General features: G+C 59.1%; 11 protein-coding genes. 4 read left to right on the forward strand and 7 right to left on the reverse strand.

What is annotated here, in order from left to right:
• Nucleotides 1-512, reverse strand: a 512-nt coding sequence (locus AC1D1Z_RS29430; protein WP_477852450.1) for an MFS transporter, incomplete at its 3' end; no start/stop codon positions are given.
• 139 nt (nt 513-651) lie between these two features.
• On the opposite strand from AC1D1Z_RS29430, the gene AC1D1Z_RS29435 reads away from it, so the two are divergent.
• On the forward strand, nt 652-942 hold the full coding sequence (locus AC1D1Z_RS29435) for a YggT family protein (RefSeq protein WP_018448228.1): 291 nt from the start codon (nt 652-654) through the stop codon (nt 940-942).
• Nucleotides 939-1,250, forward strand: coding sequence for a DUF167 domain-containing protein (locus tag AC1D1Z_RS29440; protein ID WP_131646912.1), 312 nt, complete (start codon nt 939-941; stop codon nt 1,248-1,250). Before AC1D1Z_RS29435 ends, AC1D1Z_RS29440 begins: the two co-directional genes overlap by 4 nt.
• 4 nt (nt 1,251-1,254) lie before the next feature.
• Here the strand turns inward: AC1D1Z_RS29440 and ppa are convergent, their stop codons facing one another.
• The 4 genes from ppa to AC1D1Z_RS29460 all read right to left on the reverse strand — a co-directional run bounded on the left by ppa (nt 1,255) and on the right by AC1D1Z_RS29460 (nt 6,800).
• Nucleotides 1,255-1,788, reverse strand: a complete 534-nt coding sequence (gene ppa, locus AC1D1Z_RS29445) for an inorganic diphosphatase (RefSeq protein WP_011653868.1) — start codon at nt 1,786-1,788, stop codon at nt 1,255-1,257.
• 223 nt (nt 1,789-2,011) lie between these two features.
• Entirely contained in the window at nt 2,012-2,518 is a 507-nt protein-coding gene (locus tag AC1D1Z_RS29450) for a GNAT family N-acetyltransferase (protein WP_018243937.1), read from the reverse strand.
• Nucleotides 2,519-2,734: 216 nt separating this feature from the next.
• The gene (typA, locus tag AC1D1Z_RS29455) at nt 2,735-4,555 is read right to left on the reverse strand and encodes a translational GTPase TypA (RefSeq protein WP_477852452.1); all 1,821 of its coding nucleotides are present in this window, start codon (nt 4,553-4,555) and stop codon (nt 2,735-2,737) included.
• A 157-nt stretch (nt 4,556-4,712) separates the two neighbouring features.
• A complete protein-coding gene (locus AC1D1Z_RS29460) occupies nt 4,713-6,800 on the reverse strand; it encodes a M3 family metallopeptidase (RefSeq protein WP_477852453.1) in 2,088 nt (695 codons plus the stop codon).
• A 227-nt stretch (nt 6,801-7,027) separates the two neighbouring features.
• On the opposite strand from AC1D1Z_RS29460, the gene AC1D1Z_RS29465 reads away from it, so the two are divergent.
• Nucleotides 7,028-7,459 carry a hypothetical protein gene (locus AC1D1Z_RS29465; RefSeq protein WP_113542443.1) on the forward strand — a complete coding sequence of 144 codons (432 nt, stop codon included), beginning with the start codon at nt 7,028-7,030 and terminating at the stop codon, nt 7,457-7,459.
• A gap of 106 nt (nt 7,460-7,565) precedes the next feature.
• On the opposite strand, the gene AC1D1Z_RS29470 is transcribed toward AC1D1Z_RS29465, so the two are convergent.
• Together AC1D1Z_RS29470 and AC1D1Z_RS29475 are read right to left on the reverse strand one after the other, a co-directional pair.
• The gene (locus AC1D1Z_RS29470) at nt 7,566-8,207 is read right to left on the reverse strand and encodes a LysE family translocator (RefSeq protein WP_012759334.1); all 642 of its coding nucleotides are present in this window, start codon (nt 8,205-8,207) and stop codon (nt 7,566-7,568) included.
• Nucleotides 8,208-8,562: 355 nt separating this feature from the next.
• Complete coding sequence (locus AC1D1Z_RS29475; protein ID WP_205929467.1) at nt 8,563-9,393, reverse strand: DUF3800 domain-containing protein; 831 nt, start codon at nt 9,391-9,393, stop codon at nt 8,563-8,565.
• 430 nt (nt 9,394-9,823) lie between these two features.
• Between AC1D1Z_RS29475 and AC1D1Z_RS29480 the strand changes: the two genes are divergently transcribed.
• On the forward strand, nt 9,824-10,605 hold a 782-nt coding region (locus tag AC1D1Z_RS29480; RefSeq protein WP_477852456.1), incomplete at its 3' end, for a hypothetical protein.

Genomic DNA, 10,605 nt, shown 5'->3' on the forward strand with positions numbered 1-10,605 from the left:
ACACCGTAGAGTAAGCCACCGAGCACCGGCCCGGTGATTGCCGCGAGCTGCCAGGACGACGAATTCCAGGCGATGGCATTGGAGAGTGCCTCCTCCGGCACGAGATTGGGCGCCAGCGACTGCACTGCCGGTGACATGAAGGCGCGCTCGATGCCGAAGATCAAAAGCACCGCGAAGACAGGCAGCGGCGTAAAGCTTCCCATCAAAGTCATCACAAGCAGCGCTAGCGTGCAGAGCGCGCTCACCAGCGAGCAGAGGGCGGCGATCGCCCGTCGATTGTACCGGTCGGCCACCGAACCGGTGACGAGGATGAGCAGCAGCGACGGCAGGAACTGCACGAGACCGATCAAACCGAGATAGATCGCGCTGCCCGTCTGATCGTACATCTGCCAGCCGACGGCGACGCTGACGATCTGCTGCGAGAAGGAAAGCAGGAAGCGCGCGAAGAAGAACCGCGTGTAGGACGAATGCCGGAACGCGGCAAAACGGTCTCCGGTGGGCGAAAACGACATGGAGGTTTTCCGAGGAGACGGGCGCCGGAATAGCGGCAAAGCCGCCCGTTAAACATGATTCACCGTGCGTTTCCACACGGCACTTGCTCGTTTAGTCGCCAATGTCTACATGTCTGTCAACAACGAATTGGAGACGATGATGTTTGCGCTGTTTCAAACCATTGATTTGGCTTTGAATATTTACACCTGGATCCTGATTGCCAGTGCCATTTTTTCCTGGCTCTATGCCTTCAACGTTATCAATTCCAGCAATCAGTTCGTCAATTCGGTCGGCACATTCCTCTATAATGTAACCGAACCGGTGCTGAAGCCGATCCGCCGCCTTCTGCCGAACCTTGGCGGCATCGACATTTCGCCGATCATCCTGCTGCTGATCATCTTCTTCCTGCGCACCTTGCTTTGGACCACGCTGTACCCGCTGGTCGCTTGAGCCGTCCCTGGAGCCTTTTTGATGACCATCTGCGCCTCGCCGTCCGGCTGACGCCGAATGGCGGACGGGACGCGTTCGATGGCATCGAGGCCGACGCCGAGGGTGAAGCGTTCCTGAAGGCACGCGTCACTGCCGTGCCCGAGAAAGGCAAGGCCAACAAGGCACTCATCCTTTTGATCGCAAAATCCCTGCGCATTCCCAAATCCAGCGTCAGCCTCGTCTCGGGTGAGACCGCGCGCAAAAAAATCCTCCGGATCGACGGCGATCCGGAGGATTTGATAAAAAAGCTCGAGATAGTTTTAGGCTGAGTGATCAGCCTTTCTTCTTGGCGCGTTCGACGGCTTCGAGGATGAGTTCGCCGGCTTCCTTGGAGTCGCCCCAGCCGAAGATCTTCACCCACTTGCCAGGTTCCAGATCCTTGTAGTGCTCAAAGAAGTGCTCGATCTGCTTCAGCGTGATYTCCGGAAGATCGGTGTAGTCCTTCACCTTTTCATAGCGCAGCGTCAGCTTCGGCGACGGCACGGCGATGATCTTCTCGTCCTTGCCGGAATTGTCTTCCATCTTCAGGACGCCGATCGGGCGCACATTGATGACGCAGCCGGGAACCAGCGGGCGGGTGCTGGCGATCAGGACGTCGATCGGGTCGCCGTCTTCCGACAGCGTGTGCGGCACGAAACCGTAATTGCCCGGATAGGTCATCGGCGTATAGAGGAAACGATCGACCACCAGCGTGCCGGCTTCCTTGTCCATCTCATACTTGATGGGATGGCCGCCGACCGGAACCTCGACGATAACGTTGACGTCCTCAGGTGGATTGTTGCCGATTGAAATGGCGTCGATGCGCATAAGAAACTCCCGCGAGGTTGAATTTGCTGGCAGCCAGATAATCAGTTTCATGTGGCAACGCAACATGGCACAGCGTCAATGCTTGACTGCACCGGCGCCCATTCACATCAAAAGTTTCTAATAGGAGATAGTCGTAGGCCGACCAGCACCGCGCGCCTTTCAGAAGCGCAAAGGCCGCTGCAGCGTTTGAAGTGCTGCCTAATATAGGGAATGACGCCGCCGCTCAGCTCCAGATGAAGCCGATCTTCTTCAATTGCCTGTGGTCGAAACTCTCCATGCCTTCGCAGAAATCGACGCCGCCATGATTGCGGTAGAAGTCGCTGGCGTTCTCGTTTTCCTCGAGGCACCAGACAACCAGCCCGTTGCAGCCGAGCGACTTCAAGAGCCGGCGCGCCTCGCCGAACAGCATCCTGCCGAGGCCGATGCCCTGATACTCGGGCCGAAGATAAAGCTCGTAAATCTCGCCTTCCTGCGGCAAAGCGCGGGCGCGGTTGAGGCCGAGCGTCGCGTAGCCGGCGACTGTCCCGGCAACATCGAGAACCAGCAGCGTTGCCGGGCCGCGCGTTGCCTTGCGCCACCAGCTTTCGCCGCGACGCTCGATCATCTGCGTCAGTGCGCGATGCGGAATGATGCCCGCATAGGTGTGTTGCCAGGCAAGCCTGTGTGTTTCCGATATGGCTCGRGCATCTTGCGGCTCGGCCCGCCGGACATCGATCGACAACGTCTTCATAACGTTTACTCTGGTCCCGCCGAGGGCAATTAACCATATGCACAGCGGCATTGTGATCGATTGCCCACAGACTTGATATGTGGACGACGATCAAAAGTTAACGCTTTTTTAACGATTGTCACAAGATGGAATCGACGCGGCGCACAATAAAAAACCCCGGCGTGAAGGCCGGGGTTTTCTAAGGATTTCTGAAAGAGTGCGACGCGCTTCAGGCTCTCAGAGAGCCGCCTTCGACTTTTCGAAACGCTTGCGATCGTTTGCGTCGAGATACATCTTGCGCAGACGAATATTCTTCGGTGTCACTTCCATCAGCTCGTCATCCTGGATCCAGGAGAGAGCGCGATCAAGCGTCATGCGGATCGGCGGCGTCAGCTTCACCGCTTCGTCCTTGCCGGCGGCGCGGATGTTGGTGAGCTGCTTGCCCTTCAGGACGTTGACTTCAAGGTCGTTGTCGCGCGAATGGATGCCGATGATCATGCCGGCATAGACCTTTTCGCCCGGCTCGATAATCATCGGGCCGCGATCTTCCAGGTTGAACATCGCATAGGCGACGGCTTCGCCGGGAGCGTTGGCGAGCAGCACGCCGTTGACGCGGCCACCGATCACACCCTTGTAGGGCTGGTAGTCGTGGAACAGGCGGTTCATGATCGCCGTGCCGCGCGTGTCCGTCAGCAGTTCCGACTGGTAGCCGATCAGGCCACGGGTCGGTGCGTAGAAACGCAGGCGCAGACGGTTGCCGCCCGACGGACGCAGCTCGACCATTTCGGCCTTGCGCTCGGACATCTTCTGCACGACGACACCGGAATGTTCTTCGTCGACGTCGATGACGACCTCTTCGACCGGCTCAAGAAGCTGGCCGCTTTCATCCTTGTGCATCACGACGCGCGGACGCGACACGGCAAGCTCGAAGCCTTCGCGACGCATGGTTTCGATGAGAACGGCGAGCTGAAGTTCGCCGCGGCCGGACACGTAGAACGAATCCTTGCCTTCGGCTTCTTCGATCTTCAGGGCGACGTTGCCTTCTGCTTCCTTGAAGAGACGGTCGCGGATGACGCGTGAGGTCACCTTGTCGCCTTCGGTGCCCGCCAGCGGGCTATCGTTGACGATGAAGGACATGGTGACGGTCGGCGGATCGATCGGCTGCGCCGGCAGTGGTGCGGTGATCGAAGGATCGCAGAAGGTATCGGCGACCGTGCCCTTGGAAAGGCCGGCGATCGCAATGATATCACCTTGATGCGCTTCTTCGATCGGCTGACGTTCGATGCCGCGGAAGGCGAGGATCTTGGAAATACGGCCGGTTTCGATCGTCTTGCCGTCAGCGTGGAGAACCTTCACTGCCTGGTTCGGCTTGATGGAACCGGAATTGATGCGGCCGGTGATGATGCGACCGAGGAAGGGGTTGGCTTCGAGGATCGTACCGATCATCGTAAACGGACCTTCGTGGACGGTCGGCTCCGGAACATGCTTGAGCACCAGGTCGAGAAGCGGCGTAAGACCCTGATCCTTCGGACCTTCCGGATTGACGTTCATCCAGCCGTCGCGGCCCGAACCGTAGAGGATCGGGAAGTCGAGCTGCTCGTCGGTCGCGTCGAGGTTTGCAAAGAGGTCGAAGACTTCGTTGATGACTTCTTCGTGGCGGCCATCAGGACGGTCGATCTTGTTGATCGCGACGATCGGGCGAAGGCCAACCTTCAGCGCCTTGCCGACCACGAACTTGGTCTGCGGCATCGGGCCTTCGGACGCATCGACGAGAACGATCGCGCCATCCACCATCGAGAGAATGCGCTCGACKTCACCACCGAAGTCGGCGTGGCCGGGGGTGTCGACGATGTTGATGCGGACACCCTTCCATTCCACCGAAGTCGCCTTGGCGAGAATGGTGATGCCGCGTTCCTTTTCGAGATCGTTCGAGTCCATCACGCGCTCAGCGACACGCTGATTTTCGCGGAACGAGCCGGACTGCTTGAGAAGCTCATCCACCAGGGTCGTTTTGCCATGGTCAACGTGCGCGATGATCGCGATATTGCGAAGTGCCATATGTGAAATCTCTGAAGCTGGGGCGCACGCTCTAGAGGGCGCGCCTATTAGTTTGGGGCGTCCATACAGTTTTTTTTGCGTTTGCGAAAGGGGGGAACGCGCAAAAGCTGCGGCAAGGCTGTCGCCCCGCCGCATCATCGCATGTCATCAAATTGTCTTAGGCGTCGCTGCCTGTCAATTCCTCGAAGGTCGAAAGTCCTTTTTTGACGAGCATCGCATCCGGGCTCGGCAGCTTGCCGCGGAAGGCCTTATAGGCGTCCTCCGGATCGACCGAACCGCCGACGGAATAGATATTGTCCTTGAGCTTGCGCGCCATCTCGCCGTTGAAGGCGTCTCCCGTCTCCTCGAAGGCGGCGAAGGCGTCGGCGTCGAGCACCTCAGACCACATGTAGGAGTAATAACCGGCCGAATACCCGCCGGAAAAGATGTGCTGGAAGTGCGGCGTTGCATGGCGCATGACGATCGACTTCGGCATGCCGATCTCGGCCAGCACCTCACCCTGCACCGCCATCGGGTCCTCGACGGTCGTTCTCGTGTGAAACGCCATGTCGACCAGCGCCGACGAGGTGAACTCGACCGTATTGAAACCGGCATTGAAAGTGCGCGCTGCCAGCACCTTGTCGAGCAGGGCCTGCGGCATCGGCTCGCCGGTTTCGACATGCACGGCATAGCGCTTCAGAATAGCGGGCACCGTCAGCCAGTGCTCGTAGAGCTGCGACGGCAGCTCGACGAAATCGCGCGAAACGCCGGTGCCCGAAACCGAGGGATAGGTGACATTCGAAAGCATGCCGTGCAGCGCATGGCCGAATTCGTGAAACAGTGTGCGGGCATCATCGAGCGACAGCAGCGCCGGCTTGCCTTCCGCCGGCTTGGCGAAGTTGCAGACATTGTAGATGATCGGCAATTCGCCGTGGCGGCCATCCTTCAGCTCCAGCCTGTGCTGCGATTGCAACGAGCTCATCCAGGCGCCGGAGCGTTTCGAGCTGCGGGCGAAATAATCGCCGAGGAAGAGGGCGACGAGCTTGTCCGCGCGGTCCCTGATTTCGAACACCCTGACATCCGGGTGATAGGCGGCCACGCCCTTCTTCTCGACGGCGCGGATGCCGAACAGCCGGCCGGCCACGTCGAAGCAGGCTTCGATGATCTTCTCGAGCTGCAGATAAGGCTTGAGCTCGGCTTCGGAGAAATCGAACTTCCGTGCGCGGATCTTTTCGGCATAGTGGCGCCAGTCCCAGGGCATCACCTCGTGGTTCCGGCCTTCCTCGGCGATCAGTGCCGCGATATCGGTCTCCTCCTCGCCGGCGCGTTTCACCGCCCGCGCCCAGACAGCCCTGAGCAGGCCGTTCACCGCATCCGCCGTCTTCGCCATCGTGTTGTCGAGCTTCAGCTCGGCGAAATTGCCGTAGCCAAGCAGCGTCGCTACCTGATGGCGCAGCGCCAGCGTTTCCCTGATGACCGCGCGGTTGTCCGTCTCCCCGTCATTTTCGCCGCGCGCCACCCACGCCTTGAAAGCCTGCTCGCGCAGATCGCGGCGCTCCGAAAAGGTCAGGAACGGCTCGATGATCGAACGTGACAGCGTCACCGCATATTTGCCCTCTTCGCCGCGTTCGCGCGCTGCCGCCGCCATCGCGTCACGAAGGAATTCCGGCAGGCCCTCGAGCTCGGCGCTGTCCGAAAGGACCAGTGCCCAGGCCTTCTCGTCGGCCAGCACGTTCTGGCCGAATTGTGTCCCGAGGCCGGCAAGCTTTTCATTGATCGCGGCGAGTTTTTCCTGTTCGACCTTGTCAAGCTTGGYGCCCGATTTGACGAAGCCTTTCCAGTGGCGTTCCAGCACGCGTGTCTGTTCGAGCGTCAGGCCAAGCGTCTCGCGATTCTCCCAAAGCGTGTCGATACGGGCAAAAAGTGCTGCATTCATCCCGATCTTCGAATAGTGGCGCGACATCTTCGGCGAGATCTCCCGCTCCAGCGCCTGGATCACATCATTGGTATGCGCACCTGCCTTGTTCCAGAACAGCGCCGAGACACGCGACAGTGCCTCGCCGGCAATCTCCAGCGCTACGACCGTATTGGCGAATGTCGGCGCATCGCCGTTTCCGGCAATTTCGTCGATTTCCCTTTCATGAGCGGCAAGTGCGGCCTCGAAGGCGGCGGCAAAATCACCGTCATCCAGGGCATCGAAACGCRGCAGGCCGTGAAGACCGTCCCAGGTCACCAGCGCCGGATTGAAATCATGTGGAGAAGGCATCGGAGAATTCCTTTTGGCATGCAGATGGATCGTCAATATAGGAGAGCCGTCGTGAAATTGGTATGTTGCCGGGTAGGGCCTTTTGCCCCGTCTGCCAATCTGATGGACGTCCGTCAAATCTGGTGGACAACAATTGATACGTGAAAATTAACCAATCGTTAACGATTGACGCGAATCACGCGCAGGCGCTAGTTTTCCGATGTTCTTCTTGTAAGGGGACATGCGCCATGGAAATTTTTTCTGTGCGGTCTTCTCAGAGTTTGCTTTTTAAAAACAATCCCAATAACGCAAAAAGTTCGAAGACCTCTGATATTGAAATCGAGACCAGAGCTGCCGCCCCGGCCTCGTTCCAGATCGAAGACGAAGTTGGCGAAGGCCCGGATTTCACCGCGGTCAGCCCTGGAGAGCTGCGCAATTACGCACGCCAGAGTTTCGACAGCGGCCTGATCGATCAGAATACCTACGCGGCGATCTCCGAACCGCTACCCATGCACGCGATCGATCCGCTCGGCAACGTCATCGATCTCTCCAGCGTCACCGACGGCACCAGCTTCAATTTCCTCGATTATTACAAGAACCAGCTGCAGGTCGCCATGTCCATCGGCGATGCTAACGAGGTCCAGACGCTAAAATCGATCGTCAATTTTCTGGATGGCTGATCGGAGCATGTCGCCGAAAAGTGCGCAGCGGTTTTGGGATAGCGACATGCATAACAACAAAGACAAGCGCGTTGCATGATTCAAGTTTGGCGCGACGCGCTTTAGGTCAGGCCTTGCGCCAGCCGAGCAGGCCGGGCGTTGCGTGCCAGAGCGCCTGGGCGGCAAATCCCATGAAGAGCACGCCGGAGCAGCGCACGATCAACCGCTCATGGGCGCGATAGAAGCGCCGCACCGTACCGGCGCCGATGATGCCGATCAGGATGATGTCGGCAGTCACGAAACCGACGAACGACACGACGAGAAGCACCGGCAACGCCTCGAAATCAAGCGCGCCGGCCGAGCCTGCAACCAGTGCGGTGAAGGTGGCGAGCGCCACCGGATAGCCCTTCGGATTGGTGACGCCGAAGATCAGACCACGACGAAACGGCCGCTCGACCACAACAAGCGCCTGCCCTTCCGCTTTCGGCTTGGCATTGACGGCGCTCCAGCCGATCCAGGCGAGGTAGAAACCGCAGGCAAGGCCGAGCAGGTCGAAGACGAAGGTTCCGATCGTCTTTGCGCCGACGATCGCGATCAGCGCCAGCGACGACCAGATAAGATCCCCGACCAGATGCCCCATCATGAAGAAAGCGCCGGCCTTGCGGCCCTGCCCGGCGCCGATGCCGAGCAGCTGCAGGAAGGCGGGTCCCGGAATGAGCACGTAAAAGAGCGCCGCCAGAAAGGCGCCGAAGAGCAAAGACTGCGTCATGGAAATGCTCCGGAGGATGATGTTGCAGACTAGGCGATCACGGGCATTCGTCAAGGGTGGTGCACAGCCATGAGGAGTGGGATCAGGTAGCAAACGCTACCGAAGGCGGCTTTCGGCCCGAGGCGGACATCTGTTCGTTGTTGAAGGATACGGCTGCTTTGCGCCCCATTTCTGTCGTTCGGACGGGCTCTAGGCTTTCTTCAAAGCCGCCATTTGGCTTATGCGACCTGAAATGCCTCGCTCCGAATGGATTCTTGTCTGACCACTTCTGGCGTCGAAGTTGGGAATGTAGCCATTGAGATTACTGCCGCATTTCGACAGCAACGCGCGACGTTCCGACCATACGAGCTGCCCGTCAGATCGCCCATTCTTCGTGGCATGCAGCCTGATAAAATTTGACGCACGGCATCTTTGGACATTGGCCCAACTTTTCGCGCTGCGGCTCTATAATGTCTACCAGCTCTTGATAGTAAGCCTGTTCGCCCGCATAACCTTCGTTCTGCGCCTTCAGCTCGAGGTGGCGTCGATAAACCCAGCTCAATGCATCGGCGACCTGCACCAGCGACGAGTGGTCGGACTTGATGGCGAAGGCCGTATTGATGATCTGATCGAACCTGTCCTTCGGCTTGCGTTCCAGCCAGACGCTCTTACCGCGCTTCTTGCCGCGGCACTGGTAGAGCCCATCATACCATTCGTGGGATCGATAGAGCCCTTCCGAAAAGTTAGCCATCTCATGTTTGTTGTCATCCATGATAAAGACCGTGAGCCCTTTGGAATTCGCTACGCTCTGCATTTTCTTCTGCACAACTGAACTGACTAGCATCGCCCCCGCAATCCAATAGCTGTTCGCGAAGGGGTGACCGTGACCGGCAGCAATAGCAGTGTCGAAGAGATTGAATGAGAAGGCAATTCCAAAGACCTTGCCGCCATTCGCGACCGCAAGTTGGCAAATGTCGCGCAGAAAGTCCTTGCGCTCCTGCGCGGGTACTTGGTTCCATGCCCCGGCGCCATTGATGAAGCGCTTTGTCTTGAGGTCGCCGCGTGCGCCTGGATGTTGCGCGAAGATAGCTTCCAGCTTTTTATCGAAGTCGTCAGTCTTCTTTCTAAGCTTGTATGCATCGAGCATGAGCCCACACATAACGAAGATGTCGCCCTGGTCGCGTGCACCACTTTCGTCGACGTAGATGAATTACATACCCCACCCCTCCCTAGCGCTCGGAACGATATCGTTTCCCTAAGCCGTCTGTCCATGGGGGGACCGACGAGGGGGCCGGCGTGCCTAATGCAGCCTTCGGGAAGGCGTACCATGGCTGCCGATGACTGCAATAGGGTCGGACGCGACCAGTCGGCAAAGCGCCCCATCGTGGTCGTTGAACGCTGCGCGTGTGGATCCCAAAAGCGGACATCCATTGAGGAAGCGCGGGAGCGCACCACGATGTCCGCACTCGGTAGACTACCGTCCGCTGCGCTCGAGCAACTGGCAATCTTAATCTGTGCGCAGGTGCGTAGCGGATTGTGATGACATTGTTTTTCCCAGAGGTTTGTCATTACCATCTCAGGCGAGGCCTCCGATAACCTCCGCGATCCCATTGTGACCACCAGCGAGACATGTGCCAATGACCGACCCTGTACCCCTCGACCGCCAGTTCGTTCGCTGGGACGGGGAGGCCGCGATCGACGTCGACCTAGCGCGGTATCTGGAAAGTTATTCGGGCAACTACGATTGGGAGGCGCTGCTAGAGCGACGGCGCGTCGTCATCCTCGCAGAGGCGGGTAGCGGCAAGTCGACCGAGCTGGCGGAGCAGGCCAAGCGCATGCGCGCCGACGACCGGACGGCTTTCATCACCACATTGCAAAAGGTCGGACAGCGCGGCAGCCTTCAGTCCGCCCTCGGCACGGCTGAATGGCGCCGCTTCGAACAATGGCAGTCCACCGCCGAACCGTGCTGGCTTTTCCTGGATTCCGTCGATGAGGCGAAGCGGGCGGATTTCGCGCTGCTGGATATATTGAACGACGTCGCCGACGCGATCGAAGGCTTTTCGACGCGCATCCATATAGTGCTGAGCGGGCGGGTGAGCGATTGGGAGTTCAAGCGCGATCTGAAGACGCTACTTGAGCGGATCCCGCTGCCGCCGCCCGATGAGAAGCTCGAGCCGGTCAACGCTGACCAAGAACTGATCAGCGCCGTCCGCAACGAGAGGCCGAAAAAAGACCCGGAGCCCGCCGAGAGGCCCCTGGTCGTAGTGATGGCGGCGCTCGACCGGGCGCGCGTCGAGACCTTCGCGCGGGCCAAGGGCATCACCGACGTCGATCGCCTGTTCGATCAGCTCGATCGGCAGAATCTCTGGTCGTTCGCCCGCCGACCGACCGACCTCGACTGGCTGGCCGGCTATTGGCG

The sequence above is a fragment of the Rhizobium sp. P1_E1 genome (assembly GCF_056406015.1).

What these genes read in the sequence shown, in the direction of transcription:
- AC1D1Z_RS29435 (WP_018448228.1), top strand. Translation starts at nt 652, where the DNA reads ATGTTTGCGCTGTTTCAAACCATTGATTTGGCTTTGAATATTTACACC.
- AC1D1Z_RS29465 (WP_113542443.1), top strand. Translation starts at nt 7,028, where the DNA reads ATGGAAATTTTTTCTGTGCGGTCTTCTCAGAGTTTGCTTTTTAAAAAC.
- AC1D1Z_RS29470 (WP_012759334.1), bottom strand. Translation starts at nt 8,207, where the DNA reads ATGACGCAGTCTTTGCTCTTCGGCGCCTTTCTGGCGGCGCTCTTTTAC.